Below are 23678 nucleotides of genomic sequence, written 5' to 3'. Positions count from 1 at the left end.
ATTTCTCTTATTATTTAGAAGGACTTATTGTATAAAAAATATTTTTCTCTCCAACTTATCGGAAATATTTGTAGATTTGCAATAAATAATGGGGAATATCCATTATCCGTTGTTAATTATCCGATAATAAAATGAGTTCACGCTTTCCTCTATATATAATAGGTGTAGTGTTATTCGCCTCTTTTTTCTCGTGCACTGATATGGTGCCGACCAAAGAAGTGCGTCTGATTGATTCACTGAACGGGAAAGCGTATGCTTTTCGTTACCGGAATCTCGATTCTTCTTATAGATATGCCGAGCAGGCTTATCGTAAGGTAAACTTATATAAATCGGGGAAAGCCGAGGCATCCAACAACCTGGGATTCTGGGCTTACATGAACATGGATTTCGACCGTGCCGAAGCCTTGCACAAAGAGGTGTACAAACTGACCAAGAACGAACTCGAACTACTGATTGCCGACATCGGACTGATGAAAATCTGTCAGCGGACGGCCATGAACAAGGAGTTTTATGATTACCGGAACAGTGCACTGAAACGCATGAAGCGTATCCGTGAAGAAAGCGACTTGTTTGCCGACCGCCACGAGAAACTCCGGCTGGATTATGCTTTCACGGAGTTTTTCATCGTTTCTTCTATTTATTACTATTATCTTCAGCAACGTCAGGAAGCGGTCGCCTCGCTCAATCAGATACCGGAAGATGAAGCATTGGCGGATACGAACCAATTGCTTTATTATCATTATCTCAAAGGTTCTGCTTCTTTGGTGGAAGCCGGTAAACCGGAAGATAGGAAGCTCCGCGAGTTCGACCACCTTTATTATACTTGGCGGACGGCAGTTCAGAGCAATCATCCCTATTTTGAAGGAAATGGCCTGCAAGGGCTTGCCAACCTGATGATTGCTCCCAATGACTTCGATTTATTTCAGGCAAGACGGGGACATGCGTTAGACCAGTTCGGCTTTCCGATAGATTCGCTTTTACCTTTGCGTCTGGCACAGCTTGCACTCGAAAAATTCCGTGAATATAATGATTTATATCAGATTGCCGGGGCATATGTCTCTATCGGCAAATATCTGAATACGCACGGGCGATATTCGGAAGCATTGGATACGCTTACGAAAGCATTGGATTGTGTGAATCGCCATCATATACTCTATTATCACCATGAGGCGGATACACTGGATAAACTATATACGTTTGCCGAAGGGGACACGACCTATACGGGAGTGCCGTGGATTACGCAGGAGAATGTAAAGACTGTACCCGAATGGATTTCGAGAATCCGGGAACAATTGAGCGTATCGTATGCGGGATTGGGAATGAAATATGCCTCTGATTACAATAGGAATATTTATCTGGATATTCTGAACTTCACCCGTCAGGACAAGGAACTGGAGAGTCGTTATGTTTCATTGGAAGCCGGTTCGCGGCAGATGACACTTGTGCTTTCTTTGGTGATTGTCGGATTGGTGCTGGTAGTGATTCTTTGGTGGTTCTTCAACAGGCGTTCCAAGATAAGGAATCAGATTGATGTGGAGCGTCTGCAACAGATTTTGGGGCTTTGCCGGGATATTACTTCTTCTATTCCAATGAATGTTCCGTTGATTCAGGAAGGAATAGACAATCTGTTTGGTAAGGGTAGGATGAGACTGGATATTCCCGAAGAGGGGAAAGCGGCGCTTGTCCCCGCACATCGGTTGAACCGTGATGAAAAGGCTTTGGTGCATGTGCTTGAACCTTATATTATCTGGGCGGCGGACAATGAACAGATGGTGGAAGCATTGAGCGACGAACGGATGCAGTTGGAAAAACAACGGTATATCTATGAGCAGCATATTGCGGGAAATAAGCGTCAGAATCTGATAAAAAAGGCTTGTATGGCTATTGTGAATGGTATTAATCCTTATATCGACCGTATTCTGAATGAGGTGCACAAGCTTACGGAGAAGGGATATATTGATGATGAAAAGATAAAGAAGGAGAAGTATCAATACATTGATGAACTGGTAACTACTATTAATGAGTATAACGATATACTGGCTCTGTGGATCAAGATGAAGCAAGGATCGTTGAGCCTGAATATCGAAACGTTCAGTCTTGACGGATTGTTTGAACTGTTGGGAAAAGGACGGCGTGCTTTTGAGATGAAAAAACAGACGTTGGAGATTGAGCCGACTACTGTTATGGTGAAGGCAGACCGGGCGCTAACTCTGTTTATGATTAATACGCTAGCGGAGAATGCCCGTAAATATACTCCGGAAGGAGGAACTGTCAAGGTCTATGCACGTACTACGGATACGTATGTGGAGATTTCCGTAGAAGATGACGGACGCGGTATTTCGGAGGAAGATGTGGCGCGTATTATTGGTGAGAAAGTATATGATTCACGGGTGATAGGAATCAAGAATGCGGAGAATCCTGACGAATTGAAAGAAAATAAGGGCAGTGGTTTCGGACTGATGAACTGTAAGGGAATCATTGAGAAATATAAGAAAACGAATGAACTCTTCCGGGTATGTACCTTCGATGTGGAGAGTGAATTGGGAAAGGGAAGCCGTTTTTATTTCCGTTTGCCTTTGGGAGTGCGTAAGGTGATTGGCGTATTGCTTTGCCTGTTGCTTCCTATGGGAATGGTGTCTTGCTTGCATGACCCGATTCCGCCTATGTCGCAGGAGAGAGATTCGATAGCGGTAGTTACTGATTCTGCTTATGAGGACTTGCTGGATGCTGCGTCGGACTATGCCAATGCTGCATATTTTGCCAATGTGGATGAAAATTACGAGCTTGCCTTGCAGTATGTGGACTCTGCCATGTCGTTGTTGAACGAGCATTATGAAAAGTATGCGCGTCCGGAAAGTCCTCATCGTTATATGAAACTTGTAGGTACAGGAATACCTGCTGAAGTCAGTTGGTGGAATGAATTATTTGATTCGGATTATCATGTGATTTTGGATATAAGAAATGAAGCGGCGGTCGCTTTCCTGGCTTTGAAGCAACTGGATGGGTACAGTTATAATAATTCGGCTTTTACGGATTTGTATAAGTTGCAGGGGGAAGACCAGACATTGGAAGCATATTGCAGGCAGTTGGAGCGTTCGAATACTAATAAGACGGTGGGGATTATCCTATGCTTTGTCTTGTTGATTGTTTCTTTGGTTGGTTATTATTTTCTGTATATGCGAAAACTGTTACAGAATCGGCTGAACCTCGAACAGGTGCTTGAAATAAATCAGAAAGTATTTGCGGCATCTATAGTCAGACTACAGGAGCAGGAGGATGCGGAAGCGCTTCAACGCGAGGAGAGTACGCTCAAAGAAATACCACAGCGTATTGTGAATGAAGCATTCGGCTCGGTGAATGAATTATTGACGATTGACCGGATGGGAATCGCAGTGTATAATGAAACGACGCATCGACTGGAGTATGCTTCGCGTCCCGGACAGGAGATGCCGGAAATGGTGCAGCAGTGTTTTGACTCCGGCGAGTATCTTGCGGAACAACATCTGTTGGCTATTCCGTTGAAAGTGGAAGCGGGGGGAGAACATCAATGCGTCGGTGTGTTATATCTTGAGCGTAGGGAAGGTTCGGAGCAGGAAACGGATCGTTTGCTCTTTGAATTGGTGGCTCGTTATGTGGCCATTGTGGTATTTAATGCGGTAGTGAAACTGGCTACGAAATACCGGGATATCGAGTCGGCGCACGAAGAAACGCGTCGGGCTTCCTGGGAGGACAGTATGTTGCATGTACAGAATATGGTGCTTGACAACTGCCTGTCTACGATTAAACATGAAACGATTTATTATCCGAATAAAATCAAGCAGATTGTAGGACGGCTGAATACGCTGAGTCTTTCGGAAAAGGAAGAGCGCGAAGCGGTGGAGACTATGACGGAATTGATTGAATATTATAAGGGCATCTTTACTATCTTGAGTTCGTGTGCTTCCCGTCAGTTGGAAGAGGTTACTTTTCGGCGGACGGTGATTCCGGTGCAGGAGCTTTTTGATGCTGCCGGAAAATATTTCAAGAAGATGATGAAGAACCGGACGAAGAGGATAGAACTTGAGATGGAGCCAATGGAGGCAAGAGTAATAGGAGACGTGAACCAGTTGCGCTTTCTGTTGGAAAATCTGATTGACGAAGCATTGACGGTTCGTGAAGATGGTGTGCTTCGTTTGCAGGTTCGTAAGGATGATGGATATATTCGTTTCCTCTTTACGGATACGAGACGTGAAAAGAGTGTGGAGGAACTGAACCAGTTGTTCTACCCGAATTTGGCACGTATGACTTCCGGTGAAAAAGGGGAGTTGCGGGGTACGGAATATTTGGTGTGCAAGCAGATAATCCGTGACCATGACGAATTTGCGGGACGCAGGGGATGCCGTATTAATGCCGAACCTGCTGCGGATGGAGGATTTACGGTCTATTTCACGGTTCCGCGCAGATAAAAAAGAAAACACATAAAAGTTATTAGATAAGGAAATGGAAGAACAGAAGTTTAAAGTTATTATCGTAGAGGATGTAAAACTGGAGTTAAAAGGTACGGAAGAGATATTCCGTCACGAAATACCGAATGCGGAAGTGATCGGTACTGCCATGACCGAAAGCGAATTCTGGCCGTTGATGGAAGCGCAACTCCCTGATTTGGTATTACTGGATTTGGGATTGGGTGGGTCTACTACTATCGGAGTGGATATTTGCCGGAATATATTCAAACGCTATAAAGATGTCCACGTACTGATTTTCACAGGTGAGATTCTGAATGAAAAGCTGTGGGTGGATGTACTGAATGCCGGAGCTGACGGAATTATCCTAAAGACGGGAGAATTGCTGACCAAGACGGATGTACAGGCTGTTATGGATGGTAAGAAGCTGGTATTTAACTATCCGATTCTGGAAAAGATTGTAGAGCGCTTCAAGAGGTCTGTTGCCAATGATGCGAAACGTCAGGAAGCGGTAATCAGTTATGATATTGATGAATATGACGAGCGTTTTCTCCGCCATCTGGCTTTGGGATATACGAAGGAGATGATTGCGAACCTGAAAGGTATGCCTTTCGGCGTGAAATCATTGGAGAAACGACAGAATGATCTTATCGGTCGCCTTTTCCCGAATGGAGAGCGGGTGGGAGTGAATGCTACCCGGTTGGCTGTCCGTGCATTGGAATTACGTATTATTGATTTGGATAATTTGGAGCCTGACGAAGAATAACTAAAAAAAGCTGACGAAGAATAAACCTGAAAAGCGATGAAGACAAAATGGCGTATGCCCCATCCTGCTACAATGTTCATGCTACTGACAATGGCAGTAGTCTTTCTGTCATGGATATGTGACATCTATGGACTGAAAGTGACATTGCCACAGACTGGCGAGGATATTCGTGTGCAAAGCCTGTTGAGTCCGGAAGGAATCCGTTGGTGGTTGAGGAACGCTATCAAGAACTTTACAGGGTTTGCTCCGTTGGGCATGGTGATTATTGCCATGTTCGGACTGGGGGTTGCCCAACATTCAGGCTTTATTGATGCGTGCATCCGTATGGGGGTGGGGAACCGGAAGGAGAAGAGGAAAATTATTTTGTGGGTGATTATTCTCGGATTGCTGTCGAATGCTATTGGTGACGGTGGATATATTATCTTGTTGCCTATTGCCGCCATGCTGTTTCAATGGGTGGGACTTCATCCGATTGCGGGGATTGTGACGGCTTATGTCTCCGTTGCCTGCGGGTATAGTGCCAATATTGTGTTGAGTACGATGGATCCGTTGCTGGCTCATACCACGCAGGAAGCTGCATTGGCTCAAACAGGCTATCAGGGGAATACGGAACCTCTTTGCAATTACTTCTTTATGAGTGCTTCTACGGTAGTTATTACTGCCATTGTTTATTGGGTGACTCAAAAATGGCTTCTTCCCAGATTGGGTAAATACGAAGGAAGTGTAAAGGTGGAAGCCTATCGTCCCCTGTCCCGCAAAGAGAGACGGGCGATTATGATTTCCATTATGGTGGCGGCTGTCTATGTAGTTCTTGTTTTATGGCTTACTTTTTCCTCTTATGGAATTTTGCGCGGTGTGAATGGTGGCTTGATGCATTCACCGTTCATTGCCGGTATTTTGTTTCTTCTTTCTTTGGGAGCAGGTATCACGGGCATGGCGTATGGTTTTAGTTCCGGTCGCTATCGCACGGATAATGATGTGATTGAAGGACTGACGCAGCCAATGAAACTTCTTGGCGTTTATTTCGTGATTGCTTTCTTTGCTGCTCAAATGTTTGCCTGTTTCGAATATTCGCATTTGGACAAGTGCCTTGCCATTATGGGTGCTGAACTGGTTTCTTCTTTCGAGCCGGCTCCATTGGCGGCTTTGGTCTTGTTTATCCTGTTTACGGCATTTATCAATTTGATTATGGTATCTGCCACTTCCAAATGGGCTTTCATGTCTTTCATCTTTATCCCGATGTTTGCGCAGATGGGTATTTCTCCCGACGTGGCACAATGTGCTTTCCGTATCGGAGACAGTTCGACAAATGCCATTACGCCTTTCTTATTTTATATGCCTTTGGTGCTGACTTATATGCGTCAGTATGATAAGCAGATCACTTATGGTACATTACTTAAATATACCTGGAGATATTCATTGGCTATCTTATTTGCCTGGACATTGCTGTTTATCGTTTGGTATTTGCTGAAAATACCGGTAGGCTTGTAATGATAGATGGATAGCAGGACTTCTGTTTCATCAACCGGAGTTTTGTTTTTCTGAATTAATTATTATCTCTATCCGTTGCCATTGAAGCAATTGGCTCTGAATACGAATTTGGAACAAAATCCGGTGTGGACTAAGTAATTTTGAGTGAATAATATATACAAGACCTGTAATATTTTAGTATATTGCAGGTCTTTAAAATTTAACGTGTAAAATGAAGAATAGATTCTCTGTAAAATACACTCTTCTTTGCGGAACGGCTTGTTGTTTCTCTTCTATGATGCGGGCACAACAGGATGTATCCCGAATGAATGTTCTTTTCATAATGGCGGACGATATGCGCCCCGAGTTAGGCTGTTATGGAGTAAAGGAAGTGAAGACACCTAATATGGATCGTTTGGCTGCAAGCGGTGTCCTGTTTCAGAATGCTTATTGCAATATACCGGTGAGCGGAGCGTCTCGTGCCAGTTTATTGACAGGTGTATATCCCCGGTATCCGAACCGTTTTATCAGTTTTTCTGCTTATGCCAGCAAAGATTGTCCCGGGGCAATACCTATTTCAGGATGGTTTACACAGAATGGCTATCATACAGTTTCGGATGGAAAAGTGTTTCATCATATGAGTGACCATGCTGATTCATGGAGTGAACCGCCCTATAGGAATCATCCGGATGGATATGATGTCTACTGGGCAGAATATAACAAATGGGAACTTTGGATGAATTCGGAATCGGGGAAGACGATTAATCCGAAAACAATGCGGGGACCTTTCTGTGAGTCTGCCGATGTGCCTGATACTGCCTATGATGATGGTAAACTGGCGAACCGGGCTATTAGTGATTTAAAGAGAATGAAAGAGATAGGTAAACCTTTCTTCCTGGCTTGCGGCTTTTGGAAACCCCATTTACCGTTTAATGCTCCGAAGAAGTATTGGGATTTATACAAACGTGACGAAATTCCCATGGCTACCAATCGTTTCAGACCTGAAGGATTGCCGGAACAAGTTCGTAATTCGTCAGAGATTTACGCTTATGCACGGGTTACGGATACGAGTGATATTGATTTTCAGAGGGAAGTAAAGCATGGATATTATGCTTGTTTGAGCTATGTGGATGTGCAAATAGGAAAGGTATTGGATGCGTTGGACGAATTGGGGTTATCGGAGAATACGATTGTTGTTCTGCTGGGAGATCATGGGTGGAATTTGGGCGAACATGATTTTATAGGAAAGCATAATCTGATGGACACTTCTACTCATGTACCGTTAATTATCCGTGTACCGGGAATGAAAAAGGGAGAAACCAAATCTATGGTGGAGTTTGTTGATTTATATCCTACTTTATGCGAACTTTGTAAACTTCCTGTGCCTAATGAGCAATTGAGTGGACAAAGCTTTGCCGGAGTTTTCAAGAATTTGAAGGCTAAGACTAAAGAGGAAGTTTATATTCAATGGGAGGGGGGAGATAATGCTGTTGATCGGCGTTATAGCTATGCTGAATGGATGAAAGGTGACGTGAAGAAAGCAGGCATGCTGTTTGACCACCGGATTGATAAAAAGGAAAATAAGAATCGGGTAAATGAGAAAAAATATAAAGAAAAAGTTGAATCATTATCTTCTTTTATCAAAGTAAAGAAAACATCATTAAAGAAATAGTATGAGAACATGTTTTTTACATTCCAGCCGTTTGTTGGCGGTTGTTTTATTTGTGATTTATAGTCTGTCTACATTTGCGCAGCGACAGGACATTTTATTAAATGATAATTGGAAGTTCCGGTTCTCACATCAGGTGCAGAAGGGAACGGAAGTAAGGGTTGACTTACCCCATACCTGGAATGCGCAGGATGCTTTATCCGGTAAAATAGACTATAAACGAGGTATTGGCAATTATGAAAAGAAACTGTTTATTTGTCCCGAATGGAAAGGTAAGCGTCTTTTTCTCCGTTTTGAGGGAGTGAACAGTATTGCTGATGTTTTTATAAATCGTCGTCATATCGGTGAGCATCGCGGAGGGTATGGAGCCTTTGTTTTTGAAATTACCGGAAAGGTTGAGTATGGGAAAGAGAACTCTATATTAGTGCGGGTGAACAATGGAGAACAACTGGATATCATGCCTTTGGTGGGTGATTTTAACTTTTATGGCGGAATCTATCGGGATGTGCATTTGATGATAACTGATGAAACGTGTATTTCTCCTTTGGATTATGCTTCTCCGGGAGTACGTCTCATACAGGATAGTGTGAGCCATAAATATGCGAAAGTACGTGCACTTGTTGATTTATCAAACGGAAATACTGCTAATCAGGAAGTAGAACTTAATATCCGTCTTCTGGATGGAAAAAAGGTTGTGAAAGAAGGAATGAAAAAGGTAACTCTTTCCGGTGCTTCGACTGTGCAGCAGGAACTTGTATTTGAAATTAGTCAACCCCATTTGTGGAATGGGCGTCAAGACCCGTTTCTTTATCAAGCGGAAATTTCCCTTTCCCGGAATGGTAAAATTGTAGATTGTATTACGCAACCTTTAGGGCTTCGCTTTTATCGGATTGATCCTGATAAAGGTTTTTTCCTGAATGGAAAACATTTACCTCTTCAGGGAGTATGTCGTCACCAGGATAGGAGTGAGGTTGGAAATGCTTTACGGACCCAACATCATGACGAGGATGCCGCATTGATGTTGGAAATGGGAGTGAATGCCGTTCGTTTGGCACATTATCCCCAAGCTACTTATTTTTATGACTTGATGGATAAGAATGGTATTATTGTGTGGGCTGAAATTCCTTTCGTCGGCCCCGGCGGATACAATGACAAGGGTTTTGTAGACCTGCCTGCTTTCCGTGCTAATGGAAAAGAACAACTTAAAGAACTGATCCGTCAACACTATAATCATCCTTCTATCTGTGTATGGGGGCTGTTTAATGAGTTGACAGAGCTTGGAGATAACCCAGTAGAATATATTAAAGAACTGAATGTACTGGCTCATCAGGAAGATACGACACGGCCTACCACCTCTGCAAGTAACCAAATGGGAGATTTAAACTTCATTACGGATGCTATTGCCTGGAATCGTTATGACGGATGGTACGGTGGTACTCCCGCTGATTTGGGTAAATGGCTTGACAGCATGCATAAAAAACACCCCGATATCTGTATTGCTATCAGCGAATATGGTGCCGGTGCCAACATCTATCATCAACAGGATTCATTAACGAAAACTGTACCTACTAGTTGGTGGCACCCGGAAAACTGGCAAACATATTATCATATTGAAAACTGGAAAGAAATTTCTTCCCACCCATATGTATGGGGAAGCTTCGTTTGGAATATGTTTGATTTTGGTGCTGCACACCGTACAGAGGGAGACCGCCCTGGTATTAACGACAAAGGCCTGGTTACTTTTGACCGTAAAGCCCGTAAAGACGCTTTCTATTTCTACAAAGCCAACTGGAATAAGGAAGAACCAATGCTCCATCTAACAGGTAAACGTAACATTATACGTTCTCAACGTTTGCAAACGATTACCGCCTTCACCAATCAGCCTGAAGCTGAATTGTTTGTAAATGGCAAAAGTTGTGGTAAAGCGACAGCAGACCAGTACGCTATTTTAGAATGGAAGAATGTGGAATTACAACCGGGAGAGAATGAAATCAAAGTGGTTTCTACCAATAAGAAACAGCCTTTGAGTGATAGCTTCCGTTGTCAGTTAGGTATGATTAGTCAATAAAATCTGAACGGAATTCTAATGCAGTAATCATTGAGAATAAAATTTTCAATAAATGTGGCAAATTTACCACATTTATTGAAATAAAGATATACCTTTGTCGTGTTAAAAAAATAATCTATTAAAAGTGGGGGCAACACTTATAAATTCTGCAAATTTATACATGACAAGTAATAGTATTAAAAGTATTGAAGATCTGTGTGATTACATAAATGAAAGTAAGGAGTATCCTATGAATATTAGCAATATTATTCAGAAATATAAATGGATAGATCTGAATGGATATAATAAGCACCCTGAATATATTTGTACAGATGGTGCTTTTTTATTATTGAAAAGTGAAGATGGCGTAGAAATACGCACTGTTGATGGCGATTTTATAGAAGATACTCTCGAAGAAATAATGCAAAGTACTGATGTTTCTGATTGTGATTGCGAATTGCGGATTTTTGATGAATTAAGAAAATTGAAAATTCATAGTAATCGTGTGAGATTTGGAAATCGAATTGAAGAGCTTCGTGTTATGAAAGGACTGAAACAACATGAATTGGCAGATGTTTCAGGAATTGACCGTACTAATGTAGTTAAAATTGAAAATGGACGCTATAACGCTAGTTTTGATATTTTATCTAAAATAGCTAAAGCATTGGATTCTGAAGTAGATATTGTTACCAATGAAGAGTATGTTTATTTGGAGAATATGAGACGGCAGGAAGAGGCAAAGGCAATATTTGCTTACTATGATGGCGAGAACCGGGATGTCTGTGTATTTGGAGAGTGGGCGGTAAACGAGTGTGGAGATATAGTAAACTATAAGAAGCATTATCCACTTTATAACTATGATCTAAATCCATATGGATATGGTGAGGATAAAAGTTTATCATATTGGTACGACCATATTAGTGAAAAGTATGATTATGATGTAGAACATTTTGTTCAAGCGTTTCGATATGCAATGAAGGTTATAAAGGAAAACAGTAAAAAGAAGGATTATATAACAAAATTAGGTGCCTTCATAATAGATAATAAGGATCGTGACGATATAGTTGGTGATCTGTGTAATGATCTAATGAGAGATAAAGCGTTTGCTGATTTTACGAAGGAAAATGAACAAAAAGAATATATTATTATGGTTGGACACAGTCACACTCATATACAAGATTCTATAGTACAGTTATTTAAAGAATATTCAGGAGAAGAAATTACATTTGAAGAAGAGTCTTTTGAAGTATAAAAGCAATCTAAAAAAAGAAGCCCTCGCAAATCATTGGATATTTGCGAGGGCTCTTTATGTTAAAACAAAAAATCACTTTTTCTTTCTAAGCACTACCGCAGTGCGTGCAGGAATATAAAGCTTCAACCACTCTTTCTTTTCCTTCTTATACAGTGGATCGGCTATTGTAAAATGAACGACAGAATCATCTGCCAAACCGTTTCCGCCGAATGCTACATTATCCGTATTCAGTATTACTTCATAAGCGCCCGGAGCTACCAGGAATCCATAATCAGCGAATGACTGTTTCGGGTTGAAATTAAAGACAAATATCAAATCCTTACGTCCATAAGCCAATACCTGGTCGCCGTCATTATGCCAGATTTCCTGAACCGGCGTTGCCTGGAAGTCTTTTACACTCTTGATTACTTTCAGCATTTCTGCGTCAAAGTCACCCATATAGTGATAAGTCAGGTTCTTATTGTCTACCAAATCCCATTGGCGACGGGCATATTTGCAAGACCATCCGTTACCCTCACGTGGGAAGTCAATCCATTCAGGATGACCGAATTCATTGCCCATAAAATTCAGATAACCACCGTTAATGGTAGAAGAGGTCAATAAACGAATCATCTTATGCAAGGCAATACCCCGATTGACTACATAATTTTCATCTCCTTTTTGCATATGCCAATACATATCAGCGTCAATCAGACGGAAGATGATTGTCTTATCTCCCACCAATGCCTGGTCGTGACTTTCCGCATAAGATATGGTCTTTTCATCCTGACGGCGATTGGTTACTTCCCAGAACATACTGGAAGGTTTCCAGTCTTCATCAATCTTTTCTTTGATTGTCTTGATCCAGTAATCAGGAATATTCATGGCCATACGATAATCGAATCCATAACCACCATCTTCTACCTTCGCAGCCAGTCCCGGCATACCGGAAACTTCTTCTGCAATTGTGATTGCTTTCGGATTGACCTGATGAATCACTTCATTAGCCAATGTCAGGTAAGCAATTGCATTATCATCCTGATGACCGTTGAAATAATCTCCATAATTACAGAAAGCTTCACCCAATCCATGACTATAATATAGCATGGACGTTACTCCATCAAAACGGAATCCGTCGAACTTATATTCTTCCAACCAATATTTGCAGTTGGACAGCAGGAAATGAATCACTTCATTCTTGCCATAGTCAAAGCAAAGAGAATCCCAAGCCGGATGTTCGCGGCGACCGCCCGGATAAAAGTACTGGTTCGGATCACCGGCAAAATTTCCTAATCCTTCCACTTCGTTCTTTACGGCATGTGAATGAACGATGTCCATAATCACAGCAATTCCCATCTCATGGGCAGCATCAATCAATGCTTTCAATTCGTCGGGAGTTCCGAAACGGGAAGAAGCGGCGAAGAAACTGGATACATGATACCCGAAACTTCCATAATAGGGATGTTCCTGGATTGCCATAATCTGAATACAGTTGTATCCTTCCTTAGCGATGCGTGGAAGTGTTTTTTCGCGGAATTCGTTATAAGTTCCGACCTTTTCCTCTTGCTGTGCCATTCCGATATGACACTCGTATATCAGCAAAGGATTGGTGGTAGGCTTAAATGTTTTCTTCTTGAATTTATAGGGTTTTTCCGGTGCCCATACTTGTGCACTGAATATCTTGGTCTGTTCATCCTGAACGACGCGTGTAGCCCAGGCAGGGATACGCTCACCTTGACCACCATCCCAATATATATTCAGCTTATACAAGTCTCCATGATGAATGGCATCTGCCGGCAGGTTGATCTCCCAAATCCCATTCTTTAGTTTTTTCAACTTGTAGGCAGCTTTTTCTTCCCAGTTGTTAAACGTACCTACCATATATATATGTGTAGCGTTCGGCGCCCATTCACGAAAGGTCCATCCTTTATCAGTGCGGTGCAGTCCGAAATAAAGATAACCCGACGCAAAGTCTGAAAGAGTTTGTTTTCCCTTATTGGTCAGTTCGGCTTCCTTGTCCAACACAAACTGATGACGACCTGCGATAGCATCGGCAAAAGGTTCCAGCCAAGGATCATTTTTGATAAGATTAAGTGTCTTTTCCATATCAGAATTGAATTTAGATTATGCTTTTACTTTTACGATTACTTTCTTCACACCGTCCGGAGTAATGCCGGGAGCGTGTCCGTCCTGTGGAAAGAAGATAGCAAACATTCCCGGTTTCACGGCAACGTATGTTTCAGCTAATCCTTCAAAGAAAGTAATGTCCTTTTCTGCATTATAAGGAGCATTTGCAGAAACACAGTCCTTAGCAGCAGTATAACCCATAATTTCTGTTCCTGACAATGGAATCTGAATATCTATAAATTCCTTATGTGTTTCCAGTTTGGCCTCTTCCCTGGTCTTTGGCTTAGTTTGTGCGATATTCACCAGCAGATCTTTTCCTTTCAATTCTGTCTTACCGATTTCCATGGCTTGAAGGTCATGAGATTTCAGAAACTCAATAGCCTGTGCAAATAAAGGATTTAAAGACGCATATTTCTCCAGATTTTCTAAAGTATCTACTACCATATAAGTTCAATTTTAAAGTTTATATTTTAGGTATTATTCAAAATCATCAATCGTGTAATTTATAAAATCGGCAAACCGCTTGAATTGACGGAATACCTTATCTATCTGTTCCAACACATCCGGTTGGGTAAAGAAGTTATCGGGAACATTATAGGAACAAACGTATTCCTTGCATTTCAAATAATCAATGTACTTGAAATCTTTCGGGAAGCCTTTAGGAGCTGTTTTCAGGAAGTCCTCTCCTATCACCGGAAAGTATTGCTTAAATTCCGGGTCTTCCACGATAGTGACAAACTCTTCGATATTATCATAAATAGACTGCCGAACGGCTTTCAGAATATTGGAAGGCAGGCACAGGCTTCCGCCGGCAAGCATAGAGCCATCGGGTTGCAGATGCACATAGTATCCACAATGATCAGATTTCTTGCCCTTTGCATTGATATAACCACCGAAATGTATCTTATAAGGTGTTTTATCCGTAGAGAAACGGGTATCCCGGTAAATGCGATAGGTACAGTCTTTGGGTTGAATTCCCCGAATTGTTTCATCAAACAGGGAAATACGGGCAATCACTGTTGCCAAAAAATTGTCAAACTCGGCACGGGCTATCTCATATTCTGCCTTATGCTCATTAAACCACTCACGATTATTGTTCGCGGAAAGATCTTTTAAAAACTGAAAGATAACGGGTATGTTCATCTTTATCATTTTCTATTATTATCCCACAAACGTACAAATTTTATTTCATATAAACTACAAAAGGGGGCAAAAGGACATAAAAAAAAGCATCGGCCTGGTAAACCGATGCTCTAACACATTTATCAAAAAAAACAGACTCTTCTGTCTCTGACGTACTTTAGCTTTCACAAGTGGAGTACAATCTCTTTAATTAATCTTATATCTAATACTATGAAAAACACATAAATATAACAGTACAAAAGAGGCTTTTGTTCAGCAGTTCTCTGTATATTTCAGTTAATTATAGTTTATAGAATAAAATGTTTATCATCAATGGGTAGTATGATACGTCCCCAATCAATCATTGCATTGAATAACATGACTTTAGAGTACTCGCCTAAATATGCTTGTGTAATGTCTCTTTCTACAATCAGTTGCCTGTCCAAAAGCTCGGCACGTTTTGTTCCCCGAAGCAACGGATGAGAGGGTGTATACCACATTTTTCCGTCATAGAGTGCTACATTGGCTATGGAAGTATCTGTCAAATAGCCGTTTCTCACGATTAAGACATCATCCGCTGTTTTTCTTTGGGCATACAAAATATTCAATTCTTCCCGGTTCGTACTTTTATAAGTATAATCAATAGTATCGGCTACAACCAGACGTAACGAAGAAACTTCCCGCATCTGATATGGTGCATATGTAATTTCTTCTATTTCTCTGCCATATACAATCCGGCATTTATGAATTCCCTGCAATGATTGCGGAGATATAAATTCCTGCAAAATGAGTGGGGTACTGTCTTTCCAAAAGGCAGCACGAGTTCGATTAAACCGTTCTGTATGATAGTCAAGATTGTAAATCTTTCCATCTTCTATCCGGATGGTTTCAATAAATAGGCACATATACTTTTTGTTTCATTTCATTATACTCACTTTCCACATCACTCTGACAAGTGATTCCACCACCACTTTTAAAATACATCTTCTCTCCTTCCTGTTCTACAAAACGTATCATAACAGCACTATCCAAATTTTCACCGTCAAAATATCCCATGATACCTGTATAAAATCCTCTTTCATAGTTTTCTGCTTCTTGAATGATCTGCATCGTTTTTTTCTTTGGAGCACCTGTTATAGAACCTGCCGGCAACAGTTTAAAAATGATTTCTCCCAAGTGTTCCTGATAATCCTCCGGCAAAACACCCTGAATTTCCGAACTTGTCTGAAGAATTGCACCTTGATTAGTATGCAGCGTATCAATATACCGGTAACGGGACACCGATACTTGATTGGCAACCATACTTAAATCATTACGTATCAAGTCTACAATGGTGGCATGTTCTGCGGCTTCTTTCGGGTCATCCATCAATAACCGGGATGCATCAGGAATTGAAGCATCAATAGTCCCCTTCATCGGATATGAACTGATTTTCCCTTGATGGATACGAACGAATATTTCAGGAGAAAATACCGTAAATGAATCTCTAAGCCACAACTTGTAGATAGCTTTTGAACGGAAATAAATATCTTGCAGAGTGAGATTGGTTTCTATTGGAGTTCGGCAAGTCAGATTAGTAAGAAAGCTGTTTCCTGCGAAAATATTCCGTTGAACAATATTGAACGAATGCCGATAGATATCAAAAGATTCAGGAAATGATTGCCAATGAATATGTTCTTTCTTATTATTTAGACAAGAATTCCCATTACTTTTATCCGATGTTGATTGATTAGTAAATCCGTTCAGATTATATAATAATTCAGTGGGATCTATGGACGAAATTTCTTCTACATAAGAAGCACCTTGTAGATAATTAATTATAAAGATAAAAGGGCGACGTAATAGGCCCCAATTATTCATCCGTTTGACAGCTTGTTCCTTAGTATGTAAATGCATAAGAATCCTTCAGTGTTTAGGGAAGGCAAAAGTACACAAAAAGTATAGATTAGAAAAAAAACAATAAAAAAGGGTTGCCAAATGTATTTATTGGCAACCCTTTATATTCTTTATAATAATCTAAATTACTTCATGGCAGCTTTCACCTGCGGAAGCATCTTTTTCACGTTCTCGTTTTCCGGTGATATTTTGGCAGCTTCTTCCAGATAATCTACTGCTTCTTTGAACCTTGCATCAGCTTTTTCTTTTTCTGCAGCATATTTGTCAGCATCTGAATTTGCCAAAGGAGCGGCTTTCTTCAAAATATTAGCACCGTCATTATAGCAAAGAACTCCCAAGCTATACAGAGCATTTGTCTTATAAGTCTTGTGATTCAAAGGAATTACTTTCTTAAAACAATCTTCTGCTTCCTCAGCTTTACCGGCTTTCTGAGCTGCAAGTCCTGCTTTCAAATAATGAAGACCATAATTCTTTACCATTGTCTTATTATTCGGGTCTACTTTCAAGCCTTCTTCCAATGTAGCTACATATTCATCAGTCTTCTTTAAAGCATCTAAAGCCAAAGCTTTACGGGCATACGCATTTCCTGTGTTGAATTTCTTTTGGATTGCAATATCAAAGAAAGTAACAGCTTCTGCATATTTCTTTACTTCATCAGCAGCTATACCACAATAATAAGCTGTCGCAGAATCTTGATTATTAGTCTGCTTTAAATATTCACTGAATTTGGCGTATGCCACAGGATAATTTTTTGCATTGAATGCATCATTTCCTTCTTTCTTAATTTGGTTAGGGTCGGTTTGAGCAAAAATGTTGGTTACTGTGAAACAAAATGCAAATAAAAAAATAAATTTCTTCATAACTTTATGTGTTTTTTAGTTGTTTATCGCCCAAAAGTAAACCTTATAATACAAAAACACAACCCTATTTAAGTTTTTTGAGCTTTTTGAAACCTATATAACGTTCGTTATTCTTCGTAAAAAGAATGATTCACTACTCATCCATACTACAACAGAGAAATAGACAAAATATTATACCTATATAAATTACTGATTCATAGCCATAAAGAAAAATATGAATAAAAAAGTGTCGGAAAGTTTTTGAGTTTTCATAAAAAGCACTACCTTTGCATCCGCAAATAAGGATGGTTCCGTAGCTCAGCTGGATAGAGCAACGCCCTTCTAAGGCGTGGGTCAAGCGTTCGAATCGCTTCGGAATCACTTAAAGGAGGTTGTGTCAAAACGCTGACACAGCCTTTTTTTATGCGCAAAGCCCAGACTTTCTCAAGCCCGGGCTTTGTTATTACCCAAAGTTTTCGTATCTTTAGGTATAAAGTTTTTCGTTATGGCAAAGTTACATTTTCGTCCTTACATTCCCAACCAAACCGTTCTTTTTCCACAAAGAATTGATGAAAACATAGCTGCGACCGACCCAGTCCGCATCGTGAATGCTGTTATTGACAATCTCAATCTTGAGAGTTTCAAGAAGCTTTATAAGGAAACGGGCCGTTGTCCTTATCATCCTAAAATGATGCTTAAGGTGATAATCTACGCCTACATGAATAATATCTATTCTTGCCGTAAAATAGAGAAGCACCTCCTTCGTGACATTCATTATATTTGGCTTGCCGGTAATGAGCATCCGGATTTTATCACGATCAACCGTTTTCGTAACCGTGTAAAGGAGGAAATAAATAATGTATTTACCCAGTTGGTTCTTGTCCTTGCCGATAAAGGTTTCATCAGCCTTGATGTAGAGTATATCGACGGCACCAAGATTGAATCCAAAGCCAACAAATATACTTTTGTCTGGCGCAAGACAGTCGAACGGAACCGTACGATACTAATGGATAAAATCCGTATTCTCTTGGAGCAGGTGGATCAAGCCATTGCACAGGAGAACTCTATAAAAGACACATCCGTGGAGTTTACTCCCTGCAGGCTCTCTGACATAGTGGATGAACTTAAAGAAGCCCTGGAACGCCAGCCTGCAACAAAGGATAAGGAAGAAAAGAAAGCCCTGCGCAAAAAGAAGAAGCAGGTCATGGAACTTGAAGGGTATCGTGACAAGCTGATAGAATACAACAATCACCTTGATACCCTTGGAGAACGTAACTCCTATTCCAAAACCGATCCTGGTGCCACATTCATGCGCATGAAAGAAGATGCCATGAAGAACGGGCAGACCAAACCCGGATATAATCTGCAAATAGGTACTGAAAACCAATTCATCACAGACTTCCGTCTGTTTCCCAACCCTACCGATACACTGACCCTCATACCTTTTTTCCACTCTTTCCAGTACCGCTATAACCGTTTACCGAATATCTGTGTGGCAGACTCCGGTTACGGTTCGGAAGAAAATTACCGGTTCATGCAGGAGAATGGGATAGAAGCCTTCATCAAGTACAATTACTTCCATAAAGAACAGCGTCCTCGTTATACTCCCAACCCGTTCCATGCCGAAAGTCTCCATTACAATGCCCAAGAGGATTATTACGTTTGTCCTATGGGACAGCACATGAACCGTATAGGAACCAAACGTGACAAGACAGCGAGCGGATACATCATCGAAAGTGCCCGGTATAAAGCAAAAAGATGCGAAGGTTGCCCTTTGCGTGGCAGTTGTTTTAAAGCTCGGGGGAACCGTATTATAGAAGTCAACCACCGATTAAATCAATACAAACGGCAGGCACGGGAAAGGTTGCTCTCAGAAGAAGGTATCAAGCATAGAGGCAGGAGGTGTATAGAACCAGAGGCTGTGTTTGGACAAATGAAATACAACATGGCATACAGAAGATTCCGGCATGTGGGAGAAGACAAGGTTACAATGGACTTTGCTTTCTTTGCTATAGCCTTTAATATCAAAAAAATGTGTGCTAAACTGATAAAAGAAGGAAAGGGGCTCATTACAGTTGCCAAATATATGTTTATGGGACTATTTATAACCCGATATAATTGGAATATAGCAACTTGTTGCCAAATGCATGAGGAAAAAGCAGCATAGCCAAAAGAAAATATAGCAGAACTGTAAAATATAAAAGAGGTTGTGCCAACGTTTTGACACAACCTCCTTGTATTTATGATGTAAGTGTTCTTTTAGTCTGATACTGGGTCAACGTAAAAAGGCTCAGTCTGAAAATTTGGGGGATTTGGTTAAAATATCTACTTTTGCATCATGAAAACTCCTTCTCAATCCATAGCTTTAATTGATGCCCTAAGTTTGTTCTTACCTTCGGGCTTACTTGATTATTTTACGCTTGTTGACAGTATCTCTCAAGATACCTGTTTTATCCTTTATTTGGAAGAGAAAGCTGTTATCCCTGATGAATATTCCGACCTTCATCTTCATTCCAAAGGCTTCTTTCCCGAGATTGAAGTACAAGATTTCCCTATCCGTGGAAAAGCAGTTTATTTGCGTATCAAACGTCGTCGTTGGGAAGAGCCTACAACAGGACAGACCTATAGTCGTGACTGGACTTTGGTAGCCTCCGGCACTCGCATTACAGCAGAGTTCGGAGCATTTTTAAAAGAATTACTTAGACAATCATGCCGTTAGCTGCCAAAGCGTAGCTGAACATTATTGTATGGATGGTAAACAGCTTCAGAGTCAATACAAAGAACATTTAAGTGATTATAAAGACTGGGAACAAAAAGAGCATGCCCAAGATTATATTCTTTATCCCAAGAATGTCGGCTATCGTCTTTGTATAGACGAGACAGCCCTAAGCAAGGGAGAGCTTTACACAATTATTATCAATAAGGACAAACATGGAAGAAAAGGTTCTATTGTGGCAGTCATTAAGGGGACTAAAGCGGAAGACGTTATAGCTGTACTGATGTTGATTCCGGAAGATATACGCCGGCAAGTCAAGGAAATCACTTTGGACATGGCCGCAAGCATGTATAAAATCGCCAGAAAATGTTTTCCGCAGGCGATGCAGGTCATAGACAGGTTTCATGTACAAAAGTTGGTATATGAAGCAGTACAAGAACTACGTATTACCTATCGCTGGCAAGTAATCAAGGAAGAAAACAAGCGGATGAAAGAAGCACGAAAGAGAGGAATTGATTATGAACCGGAAGTATTTGAGAATGGGGATACAATCAAACAACTCCTGGCCAGAAGTAGATATCTTCTTTTTAAATCACCTGATAAATGGACCAAAAGTCAGAAGATTAGAGCAGAAATTTTATTTAAACAGTTTGAGGATATCAAGCATGTATACTACTATTCACTCCAGTTAGGAAAGATATTTTCGGCTACTTATGACAAGGATGTGGCAAGAGCCAAACTCGCGTTATGGTACAATAAAATAGAAGAATATGGATATGACACATTTTCCACTGTGGCTAATTCCATTGAAAACCATTATGAAAGAATATTGAACTTCTTTGTGAACAGAAGTACGAATGCGGAGGCAGAAGCATTTAATGCCAAAATAAAGGCATTTAGAGCATCATTTAGAGGGGTAGTAGACAGAAAGTTTTTCCTATTTAGGTTAGCCAAAGTATATGCATGAGGGAATTAACACTAGTTAATCCCCCAAGATTTACAACTGAGCCTAAAAATGTACCCGGACCAAGAATATCATACATATAACTGACGTTCCGCGTTTTCAATAGCATCCCTTGTGGAGTATAGAATAACTGATATTTGATATCTACGTTGTCTTGTCCCACTTTGATTACTATAATAGCCTGCCATTTCGGAAATTCTACCATAGTCACATCATCCACTACCCAGCTCGCATAAGGGCCGGATACAAATGCATTATAAACTGTTGGTGACAAGCGGTCGAGACTGACAAGGTCAGTCTGTGTCATAGCCCATTGCCCCTGTGTATTGAACCATACATTTTTAGTAAATCCATTCTTTACAAAATTCGCGCAATAATAGCCGCCATCCTGTGACCAGGCTATACCAGCAGCCTTCGGATACATCTTCTTGAAAGTAGTCTGCACATTACCGGGAGGGGTGTCCGCAAAAGCAGATATAGACATTAGCAAAAGCAATACGAACTCCCCGATATTAATCTTCTTCATAAGCCTTGAGTTTAGAGTATTATTTATCTACCTAAAACAGACTTTGAGAATATTTGTTTGAGTGATATACATAAAATAACCCGGCCATTCATAATGACCGGGTTGTAATGAGTATATAAATCTTAGCTTTTACTTAAAAAGTAATCTTCAGTATCTTTCCATTATAGGCTCCGACTGAAACGTCTGTCGGTTTATAAGGCAATAAACTGATTTCTTCTTTAGCGCCAGTCATCAGGTCTACTGCCTGGTAAGACTCCATTTGAGGAATCTGCAAGAAGTCGAAAGCGTGTGAAGGTATATTGATTGCCACATCTACCAGCTGACTGTCGAAATTAATAACGAAGAACAACAATTCATTTTTATATTTCCTCATAAAAGTATATTGCTTGCGTTCATTGAAACGCCAGCCATTTATATTGGCATACATTAAATCAAAGAATACACCTTTTGTGATTGCTTCTTCCTCGTTGCAAAGCGTCAGTACTTTCTGATAAATGTCATAAAGTCGTTTATGATCTTCGGTAAGCATCTTACCGTCGAATTTTCCTCCGTTGCGCCAGCGGCGAATCGTGTCTACACTCCAATAATCAAATATAGTAGTCCTTCCGTCCCTACCACTGAATCCTTCACTGTCCATTCCCATTTCTCCAAATTCCTGACCGAAGTAAATCATCATAGGATTTGTGTTCATACAGGCTGAAACAATGAGCGCGGGAATCCCTTTGCGTGGATTGCCGGCAAAGAAACTAGAAGCGATGCGTTGCTCATCGTGATTTTCGAGGAAGTTGAGCATCCTTTTCTCAATGCCGTTCAGGCTTTGCCAGCAATGTGTGATGGCAGCGGCAGATTCATATCCGCATGCTACATTGCGTAATGTATCATACAAGCCTACCTTATCATATAAATAATCAAATTTGCCACGCATCAGATAGTTGCGGTATTCATTCGGATTGTAGACTTCTGCGATGAAAAGAATTTCAGGATAAGCCTCTTTGACCTGTGGAATAGCCCATTCCCAAAACTCAACGGGAACCATTTCAGCCATATCACAACGGAAGCCGTCAATATTCTTGGACGCCCAAAAGAGAAGGATATCCAGCATCTTGATCCACGTGTCCGGAGTCGGGGAGAAGTGACATGTACCACCATTCTGATAGTCCACTCCATAGTTCAGTTTGACTGTTTCGTACCAGTCGGTAATATTGGGAGTAGCGTCAAAACGATTATTACCAGTTGCCTTCGCCGGAAACTCCCGGTAAGGTTCGGCAGCACCGTCTTTCATGTCAAACTGGGCATGGAGCTCCGCCTGTGGAATGTAATAGAAATTATTGTAAGGGCTGAAAGACAGGCTTGAATCATCATTCGCTCCCAGTTCCGTAGTGCCGTCCGGTTGTGCATCCGAATGATATTGGCGGGCCACATGATTGGGAACAAAATCAATGATAACTTTCAATCCGGCACGATGGGTACGGTGTACCAGATTCTCGAATTCCTTCATACGTCCTGGCACATCGTTTGCCAGATCCGGGTCAACATCGTAATAATCCTTGATGGCATAAGGCGAGCCGGCTTTTCCTTTCACGATAGCGGGATGGTCGGGACTGATGTTGTATCGGCGATAATCTGTCTGCGTAGCATGTTCGATGATACCTGTATACCAAATATGCGTACTACCCAGTTTCTTGATTTCTCCAAGTGCCTTCAGGGTGAAATCGGTCATTTTTCCACAGCCGTTGGCGCTTATGTCACCATTGTAGACACAATGGTTGTTATTATTTCCAAACAGGCGGGTGAACACCTGATAGATGATTATTTTTTTTTCGTCATTCATATCGAGTAGATTTTTATGATTCATATTTATTG

The 23678-nt window shown here is 41.0% G+C and carries 16 protein-coding genes, 1 tRNA gene and 1 pseudogene; 10 read left to right on the top strand and 8 right to left on the bottom strand.

The annotated features are described in order from the left end of the window. The first annotated feature begins 131 nt into the window (after nucleotides 1-131). The 6 genes from BQ7997_RS08780 to BQ7997_RS08755 all read left to right on the top strand — a co-directional run bounded on the left by BQ7997_RS08780 (nucleotide 132) and on the right by BQ7997_RS08755 (nucleotide 11646). Entirely contained in the window at nucleotides 132-4445 is a 4314-nt protein-coding gene (locus BQ7997_RS08780; protein ID WP_083589201.1) for a sensor histidine kinase, read from the top strand. A gap of 34 nt (nucleotides 4446-4479) precedes the next feature. Beyond that, nucleotides 4480-5208: a DUF5932 domain-containing protein gene (locus tag BQ7997_RS08775; RefSeq protein WP_022139325.1), complete on the top strand. Its 729-nt coding sequence runs from the start codon at nucleotides 4480-4482 to the stop codon at nucleotides 5206-5208. 36 nt (nucleotides 5209-5244) lie between these two features. Next, nucleotides 5245-6699 (top strand): AbgT family transporter, encoded by a 1455-nt coding sequence (locus tag BQ7997_RS08770; RefSeq protein ID WP_073345529.1) that lies wholly within the window; start codon nucleotides 5245-5247, stop codon nucleotides 6697-6699. A gap of 211 nt (nucleotides 6700-6910) precedes the next feature. Then, nucleotides 6911-8350, top strand: a complete 1440-nt coding sequence (locus BQ7997_RS08765; protein ID WP_073345527.1) for a sulfatase — start codon at nucleotides 6911-6913, stop codon at nucleotides 8348-8350. A 1-nt stretch (nucleotide 8351) separates the two neighbouring features. Next, the gene (lacZ4, locus tag BQ7997_RS08760; protein WP_073345524.1) at nucleotides 8352-10415 is read left to right on the top strand and encodes a beta-glucuronidase LacZ4; all 2064 of its coding nucleotides are present in this window, start codon (nucleotides 8352-8354) and stop codon (nucleotides 10413-10415) included. A 124-nt stretch (nucleotides 10416-10539) separates the two neighbouring features. Continuing rightward, nucleotides 10540-11646: a helix-turn-helix transcriptional regulator gene (locus tag BQ7997_RS08755; RefSeq protein WP_210436300.1), complete on the top strand. Its 1107-nt coding sequence runs from the start codon at nucleotides 10540-10542 to the stop codon at nucleotides 11644-11646. 72 nt (nucleotides 11647-11718) lie between these two features. Here BQ7997_RS08755 and BQ7997_RS08750 read toward each other — a convergent pair whose 3' ends face one another. From BQ7997_RS08750 to BQ7997_RS08725, 6 genes are all read right to left on the bottom strand, one after another. After that, a complete protein-coding gene (locus BQ7997_RS08750; protein WP_073345520.1) occupies nucleotides 11719-13731 on the bottom strand; it encodes an alpha amylase C-terminal domain-containing protein in 2013 nt (670 codons plus the stop codon). 18 nt (nucleotides 13732-13749) lie between these two features. Beyond that, complete coding sequence (locus BQ7997_RS08745; RefSeq protein WP_073345517.1) at nucleotides 13750-14196, bottom strand: NanQ anomerase/TabA/YiaL family protein; 447 nt, start codon at nucleotides 14194-14196, stop codon at nucleotides 13750-13752. 33 nt (nucleotides 14197-14229) lie between these two features. After that, nucleotides 14230-14904, bottom strand: coding sequence for a DUF2461 domain-containing protein (locus BQ7997_RS08740; protein ID WP_083589200.1), 675 nt, complete (start codon nucleotides 14902-14904; stop codon nucleotides 14230-14232). Nucleotides 14905-15182: 278 nt separating this feature from the next. Continuing rightward, nucleotides 15183-15779 (bottom strand): aminotransferase class IV family protein, encoded by a 597-nt coding sequence (locus BQ7997_RS08735; protein WP_073345515.1) that lies wholly within the window; start codon nucleotides 15777-15779, stop codon nucleotides 15183-15185. Continuing rightward, on the bottom strand, nucleotides 15763-16770 hold the full coding sequence (locus BQ7997_RS08730; RefSeq protein WP_073345512.1) for an aminodeoxychorismate synthase component I: 1008 nt from the start codon (nucleotides 16768-16770) through the stop codon (nucleotides 15763-15765). The genes BQ7997_RS08735 and BQ7997_RS08730 overlap by 17 nt, the downstream gene beginning before the upstream one ends. A 125-nt stretch (nucleotides 16771-16895) precedes the next feature. After that, the gene (locus tag BQ7997_RS08725; RefSeq protein WP_073345511.1) at nucleotides 16896-17630 is read right to left on the bottom strand and encodes a tetratricopeptide repeat protein; all 735 of its coding nucleotides are present in this window, start codon (nucleotides 17628-17630) and stop codon (nucleotides 16896-16898) included. A gap of 286 nt (nucleotides 17631-17916) precedes the next feature. Here BQ7997_RS08725 and BQ7997_RS08720 point away from each other — a divergent pair. From BQ7997_RS08720 to BQ7997_RS08705, 4 genes are all read left to right on the top strand, one after another. Next, nucleotides 17917-17990, top strand: a tRNA-Arg gene (locus tag BQ7997_RS08720). Between the two features lie 124 nt (nucleotides 17991-18114). Then, entirely contained in the window at nucleotides 18115-19776 is a 1662-nt protein-coding gene (locus BQ7997_RS08715; RefSeq protein WP_073344447.1) for an IS1182-like element ISBf3 family transposase, read from the top strand. Between the two features lie 171 nt (nucleotides 19777-19947). Then, a complete protein-coding gene (locus tag BQ7997_RS08710) occupies nucleotides 19948-20328 on the top strand; it encodes an ISAon1 family transposase N-terminal region protein (protein WP_022136870.1) in 381 nt (126 codons plus the stop codon). Nucleotides 20329-20356: 28 nt separating this feature from the next. Then, nucleotides 20357-21292 carry an ISAon1 family transposase gene (locus BQ7997_RS08705; RefSeq protein WP_073345508.1) on the top strand — a complete coding sequence of 312 codons (936 nt, stop codon included), beginning with the start codon at nucleotides 20357-20359 and terminating at the stop codon, nucleotides 21290-21292. Nucleotides 21293-21335: 43 nt separating this feature from the next. Here BQ7997_RS08705 and BQ7997_RS08700 read toward each other — a convergent pair. Together BQ7997_RS08700 and BQ7997_RS08695 are read right to left on the bottom strand one after the other, a co-directional pair. After that, nucleotides 21336-21815 (bottom strand): annotated as a pseudogene (locus BQ7997_RS08700) (PepSY-like domain-containing protein); the annotation flags it as partial. Between the two features lie 133 nt (nucleotides 21816-21948). Further along, nucleotides 21949-23646 carry an alpha-amylase family glycosyl hydrolase gene (locus BQ7997_RS08695; RefSeq protein WP_073345506.1) on the bottom strand — a complete coding sequence of 566 codons (1698 nt, stop codon included), beginning with the start codon at nucleotides 23644-23646 and terminating at the stop codon, nucleotides 21949-21951. Nucleotides 23647-23678: the final 32 nt, after the last annotated feature.

The organism is Bacteroides congonensis, from assembly GCF_900130125.1.
Classification (GTDB): domain Bacteria; phylum Bacteroidota; class Bacteroidia; order Bacteroidales; family Bacteroidaceae; genus Bacteroides; species Bacteroides congonensis.
This window is presented reverse-complemented; position numbering and strand designations above follow the sequence as displayed.

Excerpts from the sequence above, each read along its gene's own strand:
- BQ7997_RS08705 (WP_073345508.1), top strand. The coding sequence starts at position 20,357 with ATGGATGGTAAACAGCTTCAGAGTCAATACAAAGAACATTTAAGTGAT.
- BQ7997_RS08745 (WP_073345517.1), bottom strand. The coding sequence starts at position 14,196 with ATGGTAGTAGATACTTTAGAAAATCTGGAGAAATATGCGTCTTTAAAT.
- BQ7997_RS08765 (WP_073345527.1), top strand. The coding sequence starts at position 6,911 with ATGAAGAATAGATTCTCTGTAAAATACACTCTTCTTTGCGGAACGGCT.
- BQ7997_RS08715 (WP_073344447.1), top strand. The coding sequence starts at position 18,115 with ATGGCAAAGTTACATTTTCGTCCTTACATTCCCAACCAAACCGTTCTT.
- lacZ4 (WP_073345524.1), top strand. The coding sequence starts at position 8,352 with ATGAGAACATGTTTTTTACATTCCAGCCGTTTGTTGGCGGTTGTTTTA.
- BQ7997_RS08750 (WP_073345520.1), bottom strand. The coding sequence starts at position 13,731 with ATGGAAAAGACACTTAATCTTATCAAAAATGATCCTTGGCTGGAACCT.
- BQ7997_RS08695 (WP_073345506.1), bottom strand. The coding sequence starts at position 23,646 with ATGAATGACGAAAAAAAAATAATCATCTATCAGGTGTTCACCCGCCTG.
- BQ7997_RS08730 (WP_073345512.1), bottom strand. The coding sequence starts at position 16,770 with ATGCATTTACATACTAAGGAACAAGCTGTCAAACGGATGAATAATTGG.
- BQ7997_RS08740 (WP_083589200.1), bottom strand. The coding sequence starts at position 14,904 with ATGATAAAGATGAACATACCCGTTATCTTTCAGTTTTTAAAAGATCTT.
- BQ7997_RS08775 (WP_022139325.1), top strand. The coding sequence starts at position 4,480 with ATGGAAGAACAGAAGTTTAAAGTTATTATCGTAGAGGATGTAAAACTG.
- BQ7997_RS08735 (WP_073345515.1), bottom strand. The coding sequence starts at position 15,779 with ATGTGCCTATTTATTGAAACCATCCGGATAGAAGATGGAAAGATTTAC.
- BQ7997_RS08770 (WP_073345529.1), top strand. The coding sequence starts at position 5,245 with ATGAAGACAAAATGGCGTATGCCCCATCCTGCTACAATGTTCATGCTA.
- BQ7997_RS08780 (WP_083589201.1), top strand. The coding sequence starts at position 132 with ATGAGTTCACGCTTTCCTCTATATATAATAGGTGTAGTGTTATTCGCC.
- BQ7997_RS08725 (WP_073345511.1), bottom strand. The coding sequence starts at position 17,630 with ATGAAGAAATTTATTTTTTTATTTGCATTTTGTTTCACAGTAACCAAC.
- BQ7997_RS08710 (WP_022136870.1), top strand. The coding sequence starts at position 19,948 with ATGAAAACTCCTTCTCAATCCATAGCTTTAATTGATGCCCTAAGTTTG.